This is a genomic window from Actinomyces sp. HMSC065F11 (assembly GCF_001813085.1).
Lineage (GTDB): Bacteria > Actinomycetota > Actinomycetes > Actinomycetales > Actinomycetaceae > Gleimia > Gleimia europaea.
This window is the reverse complement of record NZ_KV811465.1, coordinates 284,010-302,449: the sequence shown is the minus strand read 5'-3', so window position 1 is coordinate 302,449 and position 18,440 is coordinate 284,010. Positions and strand designations below refer to the sequence as shown.

Sequence of the window (18,440 nt, the reverse complement as noted above, 5' to 3'; positions counted from 1 at the left end):
AACTACTATGCAAACCACTACCAACCCCACACACCCCCAAAAGGCGTGTGTGCAGGCAAACACTGCTGGTAAACCATTTTGGTCGTTACTAGCGTGTTTTGCTGTGTTGGCAATAGTTTTGCGGTGGTCATAGCCACGGGGAAACGCCCAGTCTCCATTCCGAACCTGGAAGCTAAGCCCGTGAACGCCGATGGTACTGCACCCGGTAGGGTGTGGGAGAGTAGGAAACCACCGCTATCATTCTTCATTTTTGAGGGGTCCTAACCAGTGTTTGGTTAGGACCCCTCAAAACAATCCACCCACCAAATGGTGGGGCCCTAAACACACACCCCGCACATAAACCAAACACACACACAGCTGTTTTTGCGCCGTTCAAAGACGAATGAAGTAGCTTCAAGGTGTAACTGTGGCTCACAGGTGATCGTGTAATCGCGCAGCGACAGTTGGAAACATGTTTGAATTGGTCACCTTGGCACAAGTGGATCGGTATTGGCATGCCCACCAGAATACGCACACTTAGAAAGTGGGCTAGGCACAGGCTTCAATCGGTATTTGCAGCGACGCTAGCGACAAATCCATCCGAAATATGGCACCAAAGTCCCACATTAGCATGTGAAGAACCTTTAAAAAGTGGCGACACGCCTGTGATGTTAAGCGAATGCTGGATAACGTTTGACGCGGGGGGGGGGGGGGCATATACGATGTTTCATGCATGCTAATCACATCAGGACAGTTGCGTCCATTTAGGAGATTAAAAAATGAAGCGAATTCTAGCTGTTGCCGGCGCTGCCGTACTTGGCGCCGGTGTTGCTTTCGCGCCTGCACTTGCAGCTGACGATGCCGCCCTTAGCGCGGCGGAGGCCGATGTCGCTTGGTTCTGCACTGTAGAAGCCGAGTCCTATGACATGGCCAAGTGCGCGGATGCTGAGGCTGCTCTAAAGGCTTTGCAGGCAGAGGAGCAGGCCCCCGCTGAGGAGGACAAAGAGGATGCTGCTCCTTCCGGTGATTTCTGGAAGAATGAGATTGCTGATAAGGAGCTCGACGAGCAGTACTTCTGTGCAGAAGGCACCGAATACTTTGATCACATTAAGTGCGGTCAGACTCGCGGCGAAATCAAGGATGCGAAGATCAAGGACGCCGAGCTGGACGTCACCTGGTTCTGTGCTGAAGGCACCGAGTACTACGACATGGCCAAGTGCGCGGAGGCCACCGATCGTCTGAACACGCTCCGTCCGACCACGCCGGACACCTCCGCAACCGAGAAGGCGCCGGAGGCTTCTGAGGACGCTACCGATGCTTCGCAGACCGAGAAGGCCAGCGAGACCACCACTGTTGCTTCGGAGAAGGCCAGCGAGACCAAGGCTGCTGCTGGTGAGAAGAAGCTTGCTAAGACTGGCGCTTCCGTCGCCCTGCTCGGTGGCGTAGCAGCTGCGCTTGCAGGCGGTGGCGCACTCCTCGTAACGAGGCGTCGCTCTCTCTAGCAACTAGTTCAACTCTGCCAAGCGGAGACTAACCAGAACTATGAGTTTGGCCGGGTGCTTTTGCACCCGGCCAAACTCATATATAAACCCAAACCAATCTACTTGCTCACACTGGCCCGATTACACAAAAGCCCCTGGAATCATAGGATATTTAGGGCGATAGGACATCTCGCACTCATGAGCGCCTAATTAGTGTGCGTAACAGTATTAACAAGCTCATTAGTCGTGGCGTAATGGTCACGTTTTGTGACCCGCATGGGAGAGCATTTAAGGCTCGTGCACCTTCGGCGCATAGGCTGTAAAGACTGGGTGATTTTCGTGTTTCATGAATCTCGATAGCGCGGTAGCTCACCAAAATGTGCTCTCAAAGTATCCCTATTAGGCGGTATTATGAAGGTTGCATAATCCTGAGGTAGGAGACGTGCCAACCGAGGACATGGCTGCGGAAGACAAGAGGAATAATGAGCGAAAACCAGCGCGGCAGAGACCGAAACTTCGACAACAGGCAGTGGCGCGGAGGGCGCGAGAATAATTTTGGCAATAGAGGACGACGCTTCGAAAATAGGAGCGAGGGCGGCCGACGTAGATTCGACGGCGAACGGTCGGATTTTGGAAACCGTGGCGGGCGGTTCGGCCGTGACGACAACGGAGAAGGCCGACGAGATCGGAATTTTGACCGCAATGATCGCGGTTTCCGCAGGGATGATCGCGGCCCACGCCAGTTTAATCGTGACGAGCGTGGCGGAAGGCGCTTCGACAACGATCGCGGATACCGCCGTGATGATACTCGCCGTCGTTTTGACTCCGATGATCGAGGAGGACGACGTTTTGAGCGCGGCGATCGCGACTTCCGCCGCAACGACCGTGGAGGCCGACGCTTTGAGAATGAAGAGCGCCCGCGTCGACGTTTTGACCGTGACGATCGTAGCTTCTCGGGCGACGGGCGTTCGGACCGCAGATTTGGACGCGGCGAACGCGACTTTGGCGGACGTGGGCGTGATTACCGGCGCGATGACCGTGGAGGGCGCCAGTTTAACCGTGAAGATCGCCCGGGCCGCAGGTTTGACCACCATGATAGGCGCGAACGTGACTTTGACCGTAAGAACCCGGGTGGTCGCAGGTTTGACAGGGACGATCGCGGTTCCCGCTTCAACCGTGATGGCGGCGGACGTCGGAATTTCGATTCCGACAGGTACCACAATGAGCGGCCTAATCGGTTTGAAGACCAGTACGATGCGGCAGCCGCAGCCTACGACAAATTCGATGACGAGTTTGCAGAGCGTATCAACCAGATTCAGGGATTGCCGATTCCGGAGGGCTTGGAGGGACAGGAGCTCGATGCTGCAGCGTACGAGACCCTCGCAACTCTAGGTGCACACAGCCAGGAAGAGGTTGCAAAGCTTCTCGTCATGGCCGGTCAGCTGATTGATATGGATCCGGAGCGTGCCTACACGTACGCCCAGGCGGCGGTTGGCCGTGCTGGCCGCGTCGATATTGTGCGCGAGGCCGCCGCTCTCACCGCTTATGCTACGGAGCGCTACCAGGAGGCTCTGCGTGAAGTGCGGGCTGTGCGTCGTATGCGTAACGATTTTTCGCTCCGCGCAGTTGAGGCAGATTGTGAGCGCGGCCTTGGAAAACCAGAAAAGGCACTTGAGCTCATTGATGAAACCGATCTTTCCCAGCTTGACGTTGCAGAGCAGGTTGAGCTGGTTCTTGTAGCCGCTGGAGCTCGCTCCGATTTGGGGGAGACCGACACCGCACTGGTGCTTGTCGAAGATGCTCTGGCTAAGCTCGGCCCAGACGGCGACGATGAACTTCGAAACCGTTTGATGAGTGCACAGGCTGACCACTTGCGTTCTCTTGGTCGCGACGGCGAAGCTGACGAAGTCGAGGCTTCAATGCCGGCCCTGCCTGAGGACAACGACATTCTTGACCTTAAGATGTTGGCGGAATCCGATGTGGATGACGTGCGCTCTGATCTGAAGGGCTCCGATGAGCCGCTTTCACAGCGCTACGACACTCTCCTGCTTGACCTTGATGGAGTTTGCTACCACGGTAGTCAGCCCGTTGCGCACGCTGCGCAGAGTGTTTCGCAGGCTGTGAATTCGGGCATGAAGCACGCGTTTGTAACGAACAACTCCTCGCGCTCGCCAAAAGCTGTCGCCGCTCAGCTGGCTGATCTGGGTTTCCCGGCGGAGCCTGAGGATGTCATGACTTCCGCGATGGACGCGGTGAAGCTAATGGGTGAAGACCTCGAACCGGGGGCAAAAGTACTCGTAATCGGTGGCGAAGGCTTGCGCGAAGCTGTCACGAATGGTGGATTTGAGATCGTAGAGTCCGCCGATGACAACCCGGATGCCGTAGTACAGGGGCTTGATAAGAGCCTGGGATGGGCAGAGCTGTCTGAAGCTGCGTATGCGGTTACTAACGGCGCCGCGTACTATGCCACCAACATGGACGGGTCACTCCCAACCGAGCGTGGTTTTGCTCTAGGCAACGGCGCTCTTGTGCGCGCCGTGCGCTACGCGAGTGGTAAGAAGCCCAAGGTTTCGGGCAAACCGTTGCCCGCTATTTTCCGCGGCGCTATTGAGATGGTTGGGGGAGAGCATGCTATCGCCATTGGCGACAGGCTGGAGACCGATGTCGCTGGAGCGCTTTCAGCTTCGATCCCGTCGATGCACGTGCTGACTGGCGTCCATGACGCACGCTCGGTAATCCTCGCGGATCGCGGTCTTCGTCCCCAGCTCGTACACACAGATATGCGCGGCCTGAATGAGCCGCATCCTCGCCCCCGTCACCACCGTGACGGCACCTGGAGCTGTGGCGTCGGTCAGATCGCAAAGGTCGTGGCAGGCAGGCTGACTCTCGATGGCGTAGCACTTCTGGAAGACGGCGCCACCGTCACGCTCGACTCCTACCGGGCCCTCATTGCGGCTGCCTGGGAGTACGCGCGGGAAAACGATTCGAAGGTTTTTTGCCCGTCGATCACCGTTGTGGATAACGATGATCCTGCAGGAATCTTGAAGCCCGTTGAACCCGAGGTGGAAGAGCCTGCAGTAGCAGAATCGACAGATCTGGACGATATGCCCGCCTCGGATGTAAGCGATGAGGAGCTTGCGCAGGTGGATGTGGAATCCGTTGCGGCATTCCTTCCCGGTGAGGAAGACCTGGAGGAGCTACTTGAAGAGACTCGTCATCTTGTGGAAGAGGACGAGGAATCACAGGAGTCTGAGTGAATCTGGAGCAGTGGGAGGAAGACTGGGAGCAGGCTGACAACCTGCCTCTAGCCCAGCGTCTTGCGAAGCTGAAGCAAGCTGAGGCGGAGCTGTCTGCCCAGCTTGAGGGCGGGACCGAGCAGTGGCACGCCTAAGACGTATCGATGCGGAGATGGTGCGACGTTCGCTCGCACCATCTCGCTCGAAGGCGCAAGAACTGATCCATGCTGGTTTTGTGAAGCTGGATGGGGAGGTTGTCACCAAGCCCGCCAGGCAGATGGATCCGGCGCAGGCGTTGATTGTGGATGAAAGTTCCTCGCCAGATTATGCGTCTAGAGGTGCGTATAAGCTTGCGGGTGCGCTTGAGATTCTCGGTGATCTTGCTCCTGTGATCCGCGGTCAGCGTTGCCTGGATGCGGGAGCGTCGACCGGCGGTTTTACAGACGTACTACTACGCGCGGGTGCCTCGAAGGTGGTAGCCGTTGATGTGGGTTACGGGCAGCTGATATGGCGCCTGCAGTCCGATCCGCGCGTTGAGGTTAAAGACCGGACGAACGTTCGCTATTTGTTGCCTGAAGACGTGGCGCCACCACCAACGGTTGTGGTATCGGATCTTTCTTTCATTTCTCTAACTTTGGTGCTTCCAGCTTTGAAAGGCGTTGCGCATCCACAGGCTGATTTCTTGTTGATGGTGAAACCGCAGTTTGAGGTGGGCAAGGATAAGCTAGGGGCAAAAGGCGTGGTTCGGGATCCGGAACTGCATCACTTCGCTGTGCGCCAAGTCTTAGACAAAGCCGGTGAGTTAGGCCTGAAGGCTTACGGTTTGGCGGCTAGTCCTCTTCCCGGCCCCGCTGGAAATGTTGAATATTTTGTGGCGTTGAAGTCGGAGCATCCGGCCGCAATTAGTCAGGCGGATCTGGATGATCGGATTGCACAGGCAATCGCTGATGGTCCGGCCGGTAACCACCTAAGTTAGGAGCCTTAATGCGCTCGATCATGATGGTCGTGAACGAGAAGCGTGAAGACGCAGCCAAGCTGGCCTCCCAGGTGCAAGTGGCGCTCGAAGAGCGCGAAATAGACGTTGTGGGCGCGGAGTCTGACCGGGATATCGAACTGGTTCTCGTGTTCGGTGGCGACGGTACGATCTTGTGGTCGGCACAGGCGGCCCGCGAGCGGTCCGTCCCACTTTTGGGCGTGAATCTCGGACATATGGGCTTCTTAGCCGAGGCAGAGGTTAGTTCGTTGGAATCCCTAGTAGATCGAGTGGCAGCGGCCGACTACGCGGTGGAAGAGCGCATGACGCTAGAACTTGACGTGCAGATGCCTGACGGTAGCATGCAACATGATTGGGCGATTAATGAGGCGGCAATCATGCGTACCGATCTGGCGCATCCGGCACACTTTGGTATCGGCGTTGATGGGCAGGGGGTTTCCACGTACGGGGCGGACGGAATAATTTTGTCCACTCCCACGGGATCTACAGCCTACTCGTATTCGGCAGGCGGGCCAGTTGTGTGGCCAGATACCGAGGCTGTACTGATGGTTCCGTTGGCCGCTCACGGCTTGTTTACGAGGCCTTTGGTTGTTGGCCCAAACTCAGAACTTGAGGTTTCAATCTTGAAGCAACAGTGGGCAGACATTGAGGTTTGGTGCGATGGTATCCGTCGCATCACCGCCCCCGCAGGTACTCGAATCCTGTGCCGCCCCTCCAAAGTTCCGGTGAAGCTCGCTCGTCTATCGGATACCCCGTTCTCGGCTCGTTTGGTAGCTAAGTTTGACCTTCCGGTCTCGGGTTGGCGGCGACTGGGGTTGGAGGAGTCTTGATCGAAGAGCTCCACATTGAGAACCTGGGTGTTCTCGAATCAGCGCACGTAGAGTTTTCACCTGGGTTAACGGTGCTTACAGGCGAGACGGGTGCTGGCAAGACGATGGTTTTGTGGTCGCTTCAGCTGTTGCTTGGACAGAGGGCAGATTCATCTAAGATCCGGACCGGCCAGTCGCAAGCAGTGGTTGATGGCGTGTTCACCATAGATCCGAATGTGCTAGATGAGTTTGACCTTGAAAGTGAAACAGTTGTGGTTTCACGAAAGGTGTCGCAGTCGCGCTCGCGGGCATATTTGGATCGGCGCCCCGCCCCGGTGTCGCTACTTGAAGATCTTGCTTCCAATCTGGCGGTTATTCACGGCCAGTCCGATCAGATTGAGTTGCGTTCACCGCGCGCACAGCGCGAGGTTTTAGACAAGTTTGGAGGAGCGAGCCACGCTGATCTGGTTCAGCGCTATACGGACGCCTGGAACCAGGCTGTAAATGCTAAGCGCGCCCTCGATGAGTTTTCGCGAGGTCTTGACGAGGCTGAAGCGGAGATTGCGCAGTTGCGTCCGGTGGTGCAAAAGGTCCGTTCCCTTGACCTAGTTGAGGGCGAGGATGAGGCTCTGCGCCTTGAAGCTGAGCGCATTACGAACATGGAGGAGCTGCGCAGCGGCATCGCGCTCGCATATCGCGCACTTGTGGGGGAAGACGGTGCGGGATCTGTGGATGCTTTTGGATTGGCTGCCGGCCAGGTAGCAAAGCTCGAGGGGCTTGACCCAAAGCTTGCGGAAATCTCTCGGCGTTTGAATGCGCAACTGGTCGAGTTAGAAACGGTCCGCGACGACCTCGCCGAGTATTTGGAGGGATTAAACGCCGATCCGTCTCGTTTGGAATATGTACATCAGCGCCGGCGCGCCATAACTTCTCTTCTGCGTGGCCGTGCTCTTGATATTCCGGCGCTGCTCAAGTGGACTGATCAGGCCGAGGCTAGGCTTGATGACCTGGAGCGGCGCGATGATCGTATGGCTGAGCTCCAGGCCGAACTCGCGAATGCGCAAGGGCAGGTAATTGAGGTCGGTCGTAAACTCTCTAATGAGCGGCACAAGTTAGCACGCAGACTTTCGAAGTTGGTGGATGCAGAGCTAGCGGGCCTATCGATGAAAGATGCGCGTCTGGTCGTAGAGTTTAAAGAGCGTGAAAAACCGGGGCCGAATGGTCTCGAGGATGTTGAGATGCTTCTGCAGGCACACCCCGACGCGAATCCGGCGCCGCTAGGAAGTGGAGCATCTGGAGGCGAGTTGTCGCGCGTAATGTTGGCGTTGGAGGTGGTGCTGGCTGAGCACAGCGAGGCATCCGCAGCGAACTTAACCTACGTGTTTGACGAGGTAGATGCAGGCGTTGGTGGCCGCGCAGCGCGTGAGGTAGGAAAACGGTTGGCCCGGCTAGCTCGTGATCGGCAGGTGCTGGTGGTGACCCACTTGGCGCAAGTAGCAGCATGGGCGGATAGCCACTTGCTCATCACAAAGTCGGGTGCCACTACCGAAGTGAACCACCTCACAGAAGGGGAGCGGATTGTGGAACTTGCGCGCATGCTCTCAGGGTCGGAATCGTCACAAACGGCGCGCGCGCATGCCGCTGAGCTACGTTCGCAGGTAAAGGTGGCACAATCAAGAGTGTGAAGCGTTTTTTCAAGAAAGCTAAGAACCAGGTTGAGTTACCGGGCGAAGGCTTAAGAGTGCGCGTGGACGAGCGCACGAAGAAGCTGGCGCGCCGCTTGGAAGAGGGCGAGATCGCGGTTATCGACCACGAGGATATTGACCGCGTTGCGGCCGAGTCTTTGGTGGCCGCCAAACCGGTGGCCGTGCTGAATGCGGCGAAGTCAACCACAGGTCGCTATCCCAACTTGGGTCCGTCGATCCTGCTTGAGTCTGGAATCATTTTGATTGATGATCTTGGGCCGGACATCATGACCCTTCATGAGGGGCAGGCGGTGAGTATTGATGGAGATTCAGTATTCGCTGGAGATAAGCTCGTGGCGCAGGGTATTCGTCAAACCACAGAGACGAATGAGCAGGCGATGGCGCTTGCACGCGATGGAATGTCGAGCCAGATTGAGGCGTTCGCAGCTAACACTATGGAGTATCTGGCGCGTGAACGGGACCTGTTGCTTAACGCGGTTGGTATTCCCGATGTTAAGACGAAGTTCAAGGGCCGCCATATGTTGGTGGTTGTGCGCGGCTACCACTACAAGGAAGACCTTGCTCTTTTGAAGGCATACATCCGCGACTACCGACCCGTTCTAGTTGGCGTTGACGGCGGTGCGGATGCGATTTTAGAGTCCGGGTTCAAGCCGGACATGATTATTGGCGACATGGATTCGGTGTCTGATAAGGCATTAACGTGTGGTGCTGAGATCGTGGTGCACGCGTATCGTGATGGAAGAGCCCCTGGTTTGGAGCGCGTGGAACGCATTGGCGTTGAACACGTGGTGTTTCCCGCAACGGGCACGTCAGAGGACGCGGCTATGTTGCTCGGTGATGCTAAGGGGGCAAGTCTGATCGTCACTCTTGGCACGCATACAACGCTGGTGGAGTTCTTGGATAAGGGCCGCTCCGGCATGGCTTCCACGTTCTTTACGCGTTTGGTTGTGGGCCCAAAGTTGGTGGACGCGAAGGGCGTGTCAAGGATTTATCGCACGAGAATCTCTTCGTTCCAGCTGTTTATGCTTTCAGCTGCGGGTATTTTGGCTTTGATTATTGCGCTTGCGGTTACGCCCGCGGGGCAAACTTTTTTGCAGATTATGGCAGTGTATTTTTCTGACGTCGTTGACGTCTTGCGCGGCTGGCTTGGTTTGGCGCCGGGTGCGCCCCTTACGTGAGTGGAGGAACATTGGTCGATTTTAGGTACCATTTGGTTTCACTGATTTCAGTATTTTTAGCGCTTGCGGTTGGAGTGGTGCTCGGCGCGGGCCCATTGCAGGGACCAATTGCATCTGGGCTTACCAGCCAAGTCGAGGTCTTGCGTGAGTCGCAGGCGCGCACGTCCGTGGAAATCGAGCGTTTGCGCACGGATGTTGCGGATCGTAATGCGTGGATTGAGCAGTCGGTGAATCAGGTTTTGCCCGGCACATTGAAGGATCGCAAGATCGCGATTGTATCGACGGAGGACGCGGCCGCCGAAGACGTTGACGGCATCGCGAAGTACATTGATGTTGCTGGTGGTGTTGTAAACCAACGCGTTGTGCTCACGAATGCGTGGTATTCGGAGGACATGTCGCAGTTCCGTGATTCTTTGGCCGGCCCGGTTGCTACGCACCTGTCGGGTGAGGTGCCGGCGGAGGCACCCGCAGCAGAAATTTTGTCTCAGGCTCTGCTGGAGATTATTACGAAGACGAACGATGAGACCAAGCTGCTACGTGAAATCTTGGCCGATGCCGATAACGCATTGCTTTCGTTTGAAGCCGATCAGGTCGTGTCAGACTCGATTATTTTTGTAGGTCCCCGCCCGGTGGTAGAAGATGCAACAACGGCTGCCACGCAGGAAACAGACGATCAGGCCGACCAGGAGGACGCCACGGCAGGTAACTCGGACTCGCAGATGCTGGTTGCGGTTGCGGGAATGGCTGCAAAGGCGCCTTCTGCAGGTGTTGTGGTTGGCGATGCCTCGGCTTCGGATTCTTTGATTTCGCTAGTGCGCGGCCAGGGAGTAACGGTAACTTCGGTTGACTCGGTGGGTACCTCCATGGGGCATGCTTCTACCGTGATTGCACTGCTGAGCGCGGATCGAACGGCCCGCGCATTTGGTACAGCCTCAACAGCAAGCGAGCTTGTACCACCTCTACCGCAGGCCAAGACCGAGGCTACGCAACCGAGCGAGACGGAGGCAACGGCTGGTGAATAGTAGGTCTGCGATCGCTTTTGCAGGTGGCGTGGGTGCGGCGGCGCTGACGGCAATAGTCACAAACGTGATTCGCACTGCGCCATCATTGCAACGTACAAATCACGCGGGCGAGCAGGTTAGTCTCTCCGAAGGCGTAGGAGCGGCCACAGCTTTGATTGGCTCCGCTGTGGCGCGGCGTGACTTTGCGGCCGCCGCTGCTCTGGCTGCCACTGCTAATGCGGGCCTCGCTGATGACATTGAGGATTTGCGTGAGGACGCCCCAAAAGCGAAGGGACTAGCTGGCCACTTTGAAGCATTTAAGCGTGGCAACATTACTACCGGCGCTGTAAAGGTAGCGGCGATTGGTTCTTCTGCTACCGGTTACGCGCTAGTCCACTGCAATCGCTATGATCGCGGGTTTTACGACTGGATAATTGATTCGATTATTGTGGCGGGATCTGCCAATATCGTAAACCTGTTTGATTTGCGTCCAGGTAGAGCGCTCAAAGCTTCAGCCGCCTGCTCTTTAATAGCGTCTGCGAGTCGCGTCAGCCCGCGCTCGTTTGGCGCAACCCTTGGCACAATAGTCGGAAGCGCCCCCTCTGATCTGGCGGGTAAAACCATGCTTGGTGACGTGGGTGCAAATACGCTTGGCTTGCAGGTAGGTATGCTCGCGATAGTTCCGTCTTCTCGGGCCTTCAGAACGGTAATGGCCGCGCTCACCCTGGGTGTAATTGGGGCAGGCGAGGTGGTGTCTTTCTCGAAGCTGATTGAAAGCTCGAAGGTGCTTTCAACGCTCGATGAGTTGGGCGTGAAATCTAAGTAGATGAAGGCATCGGGCGGGCTGGTAAGACTGCGAGGCGTCCTCACCGGCGCCGTGGGCATAATCGCAATTGCGACCTTGTCCTCACGGCTTATCGGGTTCTTGCGATGGCTCATGCAGTCCGCCCTGGTGGGATCTGGAGCTACCGCAGGGGCCTACGCTTCTGCTAATCAGATTCCAAACATTATTTTCGAGATCGTGGTGGGCGGAGCGCTTGCCGGGATAACGGTGCCTCTACTGTCAGCGCCTCTTGCAAAGGGGCGTGCGCAATATGCTAATCGCGTAGCTTCTGCACTGTTGTCATGGGTTACCTTGATACTTGTTGCGGTGGCAGCGGTCGTGTTCCTTGCCGCCCCGTGGATTGCGCAGGCGCTTCCCGTGCCAGCGGATGCCATCGTAGCCGACCAACAGGCATTGGTGACCCGCTTCTTGCAGATTTTTGCGTGGCAAATCCCGCTGTACGGGGTCTCTATCGTGCTGACGGGCGTGTTGCAGTCACATAAGAAGTTCTTCTGGCCGGCAATAGCCCCAGCGCTGTCATCCTTGACCGTGATCGCGTCGTTCTTTGGCTATGCGCTTTTGAACCCGGCGCGTGACCAGGCTCCGCCGCAAACGGCTGTTGAGGTGCTGGGTTGGGGGACAACCCTGGGTGTGGCGGCACTATCGCTACCACTGTTCGTCCCTGCTCATAAGGCAGGATTCCGATTTCGCCCCACCCTGCGCCTCGGGACCGATGAGCGTCGACGTGCGATCGGTTTGGGAGCCTCCGGCCTGGGCGCATTGGTGGCGCAGCAGTTTGCTGTGGTCGTCTCGCTTTGGCTTATGCGTTCCTACGGTGCTTCAGGAACGGTAGCGGTGTTTCAGTACCTGCAGGCGGTCTACTGGTTGCCCTATGCCGTAGCGGTCTATCCGGTTGCAACCGCGGCATTCCCCCTCCTTTCCGAGCAGGGAGAGAGCGGATGCACGGATCAGTTCAAAGTTACGTCCGCGAGGGCGATGCAAAAAGTTTTGATTGCGGCCTTGCTCGGCTCTGCTTTGTTGGTCATCATGGCGCCGGTGGCACAGGCTTTCTTCGAGCTACTCACGCCCGTTCCGGGGATGGCTTCCGCTCTTACGATTATGGCTCCAGCCCTAATCGGATTTTCTTTGCTGTTCTACGGCCAACGCGCGCTTTACGCGCTTTCACATCCGCGGCTAGCCTGGCTGGTGGCAGCCACTGGTTGGGTAACGGTCGCGGCGGCACAAGCCGCATTAGTTGCAGTATCTGTGCGAGCCGAGGGTGATGGCGTTGCAACGCTACGCGCAATCGCGGGTGGACATTCAGTGGGGATGACAGTAGCGGCGATCGGAGTGCTCGTATCGATTCACAAGGTGACGGATGGCTACGGCACGCGCGATATGCTGGTTGTAGTCGCACGTTCGCTAGTTCCGTTGGGGTTAACAACTGCGCTTGGAACATTGGCGACGACGCATATTTCCGCTCTAGGTGAAGGCTTGGGGCACGTGCTGGCGGTAATCGCAGCCGGCTTCGTGGGGCTAACGATCCTCGCGGGAGTGGTGTACACACTTGGAAAGAAGTCGGTGCTGGCCGGCTTACTGCAATCCATGGAAGACAAAGACAGCTAGGAGTTCGTCATGATAGCCGATCGTAGGGATACAAGGCCGGTTCACTCGCACGAACGCGTGTGGACGGGTGCGGTGTTCGACATGGATGAGGACCGCGTTGAAGTAACTGAGGGCAACGTGGTGACGCGACACTACGTGGCACATACCGGGGCAGTAGCTGTTGTGGCTCTTCGTGAGGGGGCCCAGGACCTCGAGGTCGCCCTGGTTGACCAGTACCGCCACCCGGTGCAGGCGACTTTATGGGAGATCCCTGCTGGCTTGCTTGATATTGAAGGCGAGGAGCCGGTGGATGCTGCTAAACGTGAGCTGTTTGAAGAGGCTGATCTCGAGGCAGATACCTGGCACACTCTGGTTGACTATTTCACTTCGCCGGGAGGTACCACGGAGGGGCTACGTATTTTCTTGGCGCGCGACGTCAGAGAAGTGCCCGCAGGGAAGCGGTTTGAACGAACTGATGAAGAGGCCACAATGCAACTGCGTTGGATTCCGATGCGTGAGGCGGTGGCTGCCATTCATGACGGAAGGTTGCACAATCCCTCAGCGGTGGTGGGGATCTTGGCAGCGCAGTCGGCGCGAGCGCAAGGCTGGAGCTGTCTGCGTCCCGCGGACGCTCCGTGGCTGAGGTCGCCGTTCAGCCGCAAGCAACGCGACTAGGCGCGTAGCTCGCTATTGAAGCAAAAATAAAGTGGGCGGTTAGCCGTTTTGCGGCTAACCGCCCACTTTTTAGTTGATTAGTTTTCGTTGCAGGTGCACCAGTCAGAGTCGGCAACCATTGCCTTAACCTCATCTACGTGCTGTCCGCAACCGGTCCAAGTGGTCTTGCCACACTTTGCGCAACGAATTGGGCTACACATGCCATGCTCCTAAGCTCGGGGACCGCGTCCTGATGGACTCGTCCTTTTCAGACTCTTCTGTGGAGTCATCAAAATCATATCAGAAATACCCCCATAGGTATATGGCCGTCTAGCGGTGCTGACTAAGGCGGCTTATCCTCTCGTTGCCGAGCTTTGTCTTCGCTTGTTTTCGGTGTGATCTCGGGTGCAGACGCGACATTCGAGCTATTACGTAATGAAGATGTTGCTTAAAGAAGGTAGACTTGCAAAAGTCGGTTATGAGAAGCGTTGCCGACGTGTGAATACGGCCATGAAGGGAGGGCGCCTTGGCAGAACCAGTAGATCAGGGGACGCGCGAACTCGTCCTCGACCTCATAGTTGAAAAAGGCCCGGTAACAGCATCGGTTATCGCTAAAATTCTAGGGCTTACAACCGCTGCGGTTCGCCGTCATATCACCACTTTGGAGCAGTCCGGTGAGATAGCTGAACGCGAGCAGCCGCAGTCGACGAAGCGCTCGCGGGGCCGTCCGGCTCGCCATTACATTGCCACGGACGTTGCTCACGAACGCTTGCATGATAGCTATTCAGAAATTGCGACGAGGGCTATGTCATACCTCGCGCAAACAGCTGGAGTGGAAGCAATCGAGAACTTTGCCGCAGTTCGTTCGCGCGAAATTGAACGCAAGTATGCACCCGTGGTTCGCGCTGCGGGTCGTGATCCGAGGGCGCGCGCGGTGGCGCTTGCAGACGCCCTTACTCAGGATGGCTATGCGGCCAGCGTGCGCGACGTTGGGGGAGGTAACTTTGCTATCCAGCTGTGCCAGGGGCACTGTCCGATCCTGGAGGTAGCGGAAGATTTTCCGCAACTATGCGAGGCGGAGACACAGGCGATTGGACGCCTGCTAGACGTACACGTGCAGCGACTCGCCACTTTGGCAGGGGGCGAGCACGTGTGTACAACGCACATTCCAGTGGCGGCGCTGACCAGAAGAAACGGCTGGCGCCACGGTGGAGATCGAGCGCACGAGCGTTCGAACTAGGAAGGAACTAATGACCACTACAACGAAAGTTGAACGAGGTGAAGACAAGCCGCGCACCGATGACGAGATCATCGACTCGATTGGTGCGTACCAGTACGGCTGGCGCGACACTGACGTGTATGGCGCTGACGTGGAGCGTGGCTTAACTGAAGCCCTTGTTCGTCATATTTCGAGCATTAAGGAAGAACCCGAGTGGATGCTTGAGCGTAGGCTCAAGGGATTCAAGGCGTGGGAACGTAAACCCATTCCTAAGTGGGGTCCAAACCTCGATGACATCGATTTCGATTCGTTTAAGTACTACGTTCGCCCGTCCGATCGTCCGGTGAGCTCGTGGGATGACCTACCGCCCGAGATAAAAGAAACTTACGAGCGTCTCGGTATTCCAGACGCGGAGCGTAAGCGTTTGATCGCAGGTGTAGCAGCCCAGTACGAGTCCGAGGTTGTGTACCAGCAGATCCAGGAGGACTTGGAGAAGCAGGGCGTTATCTTCCTCGATACCGATACGGGTTTGAAAGAACACCCGGAGCTGTTCGAGCGTTTCTTCGGTAAGGCCGTTCCGGCTGGCGATAACAAGTTCGCTGCGTTGAATACCGCCGCGTGGTCTGGCGGCTCCTTCATCTACGTACCTCCGGGCGTGCACGTGGAGATTCCGCTCCAGGCTTACTTCCGTATCAATACTGAAGCTATGGGCCAGTTTGAGCGAACGCTAATTATTGCGGATGAGGGCTCTTACGTTCACTACGTCGAGGGTTGTACTGCGCCGATTTACGACACCAACTCGCTTCACGCGGCAATCGTGGAGATCTTCGTCTTGAAGGATGCGCGCGTTCGCTACACCACCATTCAGAACTGGTCTAACAACGTTTTGAACCTTGTGACTCAGCGTGCTGTCGTTGAAGAGGGCGGAACTATGGAGTGGATCGATGGCAACATCGGTTCCGCTGTAACCATGAAGTACCCGGCCTGCTACCTCATGGGTGAGCACGCTCGTGGTGAGACACTCTCTATCGGTTTTGCGGGCGAAGGTCAACACCAGGAGACGGGCGCAAAAATGCATCACATGGCGCCCTACACCTCTTCAACAGTGGTTGCGAAGTCCGTTGCCCGTAACGGTGGCCGCGCGTCTTACCGCGGTCTCGTTGAGATCGATGAGAAGGCGCACCACTCGAAGTCGAACGTCCTTTGTGACGCCCTCCTCGTTGATAAGGAGTCTCGTACCGACACGTACCCGTACGTTGACGTTCGTAACGACGACGTAGAAATGGGCCACGAGGCAACTGTGACGAAGGTTTCAGAGGATCAGTTGTTCTACCTGATGTCGCGTGGGCTAGAAGAAAACGAAGCTATGGCGATGATCGTCCGCGGATTTGTGGAGCCGATTGCGCGCGAACTTCCGATGGAATACGCGCTTGAACTTAACCGCCTTATTGAACTACAGATGGAAGGATCGGTGGGCTAAATGTCGAACGCAATGGCTAGGGCCCATTCACATGGCGCGGGCACCCAGGCGACGTACTCGTCGCGAGCGGACCGCCCCAGCTCCTTCAACCCGGCTGATATTCCGGTTCCAAACGGGCGTGAAGAGGACTGGCGTTTTACGCCTATAAAGCGCATCCAGGCGCTTTTTGATGAGTCTGGCTACGCCGAGGCGGACCTTCCGGTTTCCGTGACCGCTCCGAGCGAGGTCTCGGTGAGCGTTGTGGATGCTAAGGATTTCGATCTCGATAAGATCTTGGCTCCCGGCGATCGCACCGCGGTTGTGTCGTGGGTCCGTGCAAACTCGGTAAACCTCATTGAGATTCCGAAGGGTAAGGCTCTTTCGGAGCCCGTATTCATCAATGTCTCAAGCGATGATGAAACGCCCCGCAGTCAGCGTATCTACGTTCGCGCTAACGAAGCTAGCGAGGCAGTGGTAGTAATCAACCACAAGGGTAAGGGAAAGCTGAACCAGACCGTGGAGATCGATGCGGCTGACGCAGCAAAGCTAACGGTGGTTTCCCTTCAAGAGTGGGATGACACCGCGACTCACGCGTCGAACCATCGCATGCGGGCGGGGCGCGACACGCAGTTGCGTCACGTGGTAGTCACGCTCGGAGGCGACCTGGTTCGTCTGAGCGCAGATACTGAGTTCGCGTCTCCGCGCGGCAATATTGAAATGCTCGGCCTGTACTTCGTTGATGCTGGCCAGCATTTGGAACATCGCCCGTTCATCGCACATACGCAGCCGCATTGCTACTCTCGCGTTACTTACAAGGGTGCGCTTCAAGGCAAGGATGCGCAATCTGTTTGGGTGGGTGACTGTCTGATTGGCGCAAACGCTGACGGAACGGACACTTACGAGCTGAACCGCAACCTCGTGCTTTCCGAGGGGGCACGTGCAGATTCCGTGCCAAACCTTGAAATTGAAAATGGTGAGATTGAGGGTGCGGGTCACGCGTCCGCAACGGGCCGTTTTGACGACGAGCAGCTGTTCTACCTGATGGCCCGCGGCATCTCTGAACGCGACGCGCGCCGCCTCGTGGTACTAGGCTTCTTCGGCGAGCTGGTAAACCAGATTGGCGTACCCTCCGTCCAGGAACACCTTATGGAAACCATCGAGGCTGAGCTGGAAAAGGGCGGCTCAATGGACAAGCTGGTGTCGCGATGAGCTTCCAAGTTGCATGCCCTGCAGACCTAGAAGCGGGCCAGGCCCGCATGATCGAACTGACGAATGAGGCGGGAGACGAGCTTCCGATCGCGATCATTCGTGACACGGTAGGCGACTGGTACGCGATTGACGATACGTGCCCCCACGCGGACGTGTCTTTGTCCGAGGGAGACATTTCGCAAGCATGTGTGGAATGTTGGGCACACAGCGCTGAAATCAACTTAAAGACGGGGGAGGCCACGCTACCTGTGACCGAAACTGTGCGTACTTATCCCGTGAAGCTTGAAGGCCAGAACGTTCTGGTTGATCTGGAAGTAGAGTAAGGAAAACTTAAATGACTACCCTTGAAATCAAGGATCTGCACGTCAGCGTAGATACCGGCGAGGAAATGAAGCACATCCTCAAGGGCGTAAACCTGACTATCAATTCTGGCGAGAAGCACGCAATCATGGGGCCGAACGGTTCTGGTAAGTCCACGCTCGCGTATGCGCTCGCGGGCCACCCGAAGTACCAGATTGATTCCGGTGAGGCCCTGCTTGATGGCGTGAATATTTTGGAGATGGATCCGCACGAGCGTGCCCAGGCTGGTCTGTTCCTCGCGATGCAGTATCCGGTTGAAGTGCCGGGTGTGACCGTGTCGAACTTCCTGCGCACCGCTAAGACCGCCATTGATGGTGAGGCTCCAAAGGTTCGCTCTTGGGTGAAGGAACTTAAGGAAGCTACGGATAACTTCCGTATGGATCCGGCGTTCACGGAGCGTGAGGTAAACGTAGGTTTTTCGGGCGGCGAGAAGAAGCGTCTGGAGATTTTGCAGATGGAAATGCTGAATCCGAAGATGGCTATCTTGGATGAGACGGACTCTGGCCTAGATATTGATGCTCTGCGTATTGTGTCTGAAGGTGTGAACCGCGTGGCCGACAGGTCGAACCTCGGCGTTCTACTGATCACGCACTACACGCGAATCCTGCGCTACATCAAACCGGATTTTGTGCACGTGTTTGTGAATGGTCACATTGTTGACGAGGGCGGTCCGGAGCTTGCTGACCGTCTTGAAGAAGAAGGTTACGACCGTTACCTGAACAACTAG

The 18,440-nt window shown here is 56.7% G+C and carries 17 protein-coding genes and 1 rRNA gene; 17 read left to right on the top strand and 1 reads right to left on the bottom strand.

Annotated features, from left to right (window positions below; genetic code table 11):
• The first annotated feature begins 119 nt into the window (after nucleotides 1-119).
• The 12 genes from rrf (at nucleotide 120) to HMPREF2891_RS02270 (ending at nucleotide 13,487) form a co-directional block, all read left to right on the top strand.
• Nucleotides 120-237, top strand: a 5S ribosomal RNA gene (rrf, locus tag HMPREF2891_RS02320).
• Between the two features lie 521 nt (nucleotides 238-758).
• Nucleotides 759-1,481: a hypothetical protein gene (locus tag HMPREF2891_RS02315; protein WP_070619727.1), complete on the top strand. Its 723-nt coding sequence runs from the start codon at nucleotides 759-761 to the stop codon at nucleotides 1,479-1,481.
• A 461-nt stretch (nucleotides 1,482-1,942) separates the two neighbouring features.
• Entirely contained in the window at nucleotides 1,943-4,717 is a 2,775-nt protein-coding gene (locus HMPREF2891_RS02310) for an HAD-IIA family hydrolase (protein WP_261666828.1), read from the top strand.
• Nucleotides 4,714-4,851: a hypothetical protein gene (locus HMPREF2891_RS09620; protein ID WP_156956943.1), complete on the top strand. Its 138-nt coding sequence runs from the start codon at nucleotides 4,714-4,716 to the stop codon at nucleotides 4,849-4,851. The genes HMPREF2891_RS02310 and HMPREF2891_RS09620 overlap by 4 nt, the downstream gene beginning before the upstream one ends.
• Nucleotides 4,839-5,672 (top strand): TlyA family RNA methyltransferase, encoded by an 834-nt coding sequence (locus HMPREF2891_RS02305; protein WP_083311201.1) that lies wholly within the window; start codon nucleotides 4,839-4,841, stop codon nucleotides 5,670-5,672. The genes HMPREF2891_RS09620 and HMPREF2891_RS02305 overlap by 13 nt, the downstream gene beginning before the upstream one ends.
• Before the next feature lie 8 nt (nucleotides 5,673-5,680).
• Nucleotides 5,681-6,520: an NAD kinase gene (locus HMPREF2891_RS02300; protein ID WP_070663757.1), complete on the top strand. Its 840-nt coding sequence runs from the start codon at nucleotides 5,681-5,683 to the stop codon at nucleotides 6,518-6,520.
• On the top strand, nucleotides 6,517-8,184 hold the full coding sequence (gene recN, locus HMPREF2891_RS02295; RefSeq protein WP_070663756.1) for a DNA repair protein RecN: 1,668 nt from the start codon (nucleotides 6,517-6,519) through the stop codon (nucleotides 8,182-8,184). The genes HMPREF2891_RS02300 and recN overlap by 4 nt, the downstream gene beginning before the upstream one ends.
• Nucleotides 8,181-9,383 (top strand): putative cytokinetic ring protein SteA, encoded by a 1,203-nt coding sequence (gene steA / locus HMPREF2891_RS02290; protein WP_070663755.1) that lies wholly within the window; start codon nucleotides 8,181-8,183, stop codon nucleotides 9,381-9,383. Before recN ends, steA begins: the two co-directional genes overlap by 4 nt.
• 11 nt (nucleotides 9,384-9,394) lie before the next feature.
• Entirely contained in the window at nucleotides 9,395-10,405 is a 1,011-nt protein-coding gene (locus tag HMPREF2891_RS02285) for a copper transporter (RefSeq protein WP_070663754.1), read from the top strand.
• Nucleotides 10,398-11,210 carry a hypothetical protein gene (locus HMPREF2891_RS02280; protein ID WP_070663753.1) on the top strand — a complete coding sequence of 271 codons (813 nt, stop codon included), beginning with the start codon at nucleotides 10,398-10,400 and terminating at the stop codon, nucleotides 11,208-11,210. The genes HMPREF2891_RS02285 and HMPREF2891_RS02280 overlap by 8 nt, the downstream gene beginning before the upstream one ends.
• Complete coding sequence (murJ, locus tag HMPREF2891_RS02275) at nucleotides 11,211-12,833, top strand: murein biosynthesis integral membrane protein MurJ (protein ID WP_070663752.1); 1,623 nt, start codon at nucleotides 11,211-11,213, stop codon at nucleotides 12,831-12,833.
• A gap of 9 nt (nucleotides 12,834-12,842) precedes the next feature.
• On the top strand, nucleotides 12,843-13,487 hold the full coding sequence (locus HMPREF2891_RS02270; protein ID WP_070663751.1) for an NUDIX domain-containing protein: 645 nt from the start codon (nucleotides 12,843-12,845) through the stop codon (nucleotides 13,485-13,487).
• Between the two features lie 77 nt (nucleotides 13,488-13,564).
• On the opposite strand, the gene HMPREF2891_RS09835 is transcribed toward HMPREF2891_RS02270, so the two are convergent.
• Entirely contained in the window at nucleotides 13,565-13,687 is a 123-nt protein-coding gene (locus HMPREF2891_RS09835) for a hypothetical protein (protein ID WP_261666660.1), read from the bottom strand.
• Between the two features lie 305 nt (nucleotides 13,688-13,992).
• On the opposite strand from HMPREF2891_RS09835, the gene HMPREF2891_RS02265 reads away from it, so the two are divergent.
• From HMPREF2891_RS02265 to sufC, 5 genes are read left to right on the top strand one after another with little or no spacing between them, the layout of a single operon-like run.
• Complete coding sequence (locus HMPREF2891_RS02265) at nucleotides 13,993-14,706, top strand: helix-turn-helix transcriptional regulator (protein WP_070619747.1); 714 nt, start codon at nucleotides 13,993-13,995, stop codon at nucleotides 14,704-14,706.
• 10 nt (nucleotides 14,707-14,716) lie between these two features.
• Complete coding sequence (gene sufB / locus HMPREF2891_RS02260; protein WP_070619750.1) at nucleotides 14,717-16,165, top strand: Fe-S cluster assembly protein SufB; 1,449 nt, start codon at nucleotides 14,717-14,719, stop codon at nucleotides 16,163-16,165.
• Nucleotides 16,166-17,353, top strand: coding sequence for a Fe-S cluster assembly protein SufD (sufD, locus tag HMPREF2891_RS02255; protein WP_070663750.1), 1,188 nt, complete (start codon nucleotides 16,166-16,168; stop codon nucleotides 17,351-17,353).
• Nucleotides 17,350-17,676 (top strand): Rieske (2Fe-2S) protein, encoded by a 327-nt coding sequence (locus HMPREF2891_RS02250; protein WP_070663749.1) that lies wholly within the window; start codon nucleotides 17,350-17,352, stop codon nucleotides 17,674-17,676. The genes sufD and HMPREF2891_RS02250 overlap by 4 nt, the downstream gene beginning before the upstream one ends.
• A gap of 11 nt (nucleotides 17,677-17,687) precedes the next feature.
• Entirely contained in the window at nucleotides 17,688-18,440 is a 753-nt protein-coding gene (sufC, locus tag HMPREF2891_RS02245) for a Fe-S cluster assembly ATPase SufC (RefSeq protein WP_070663748.1), read from the top strand.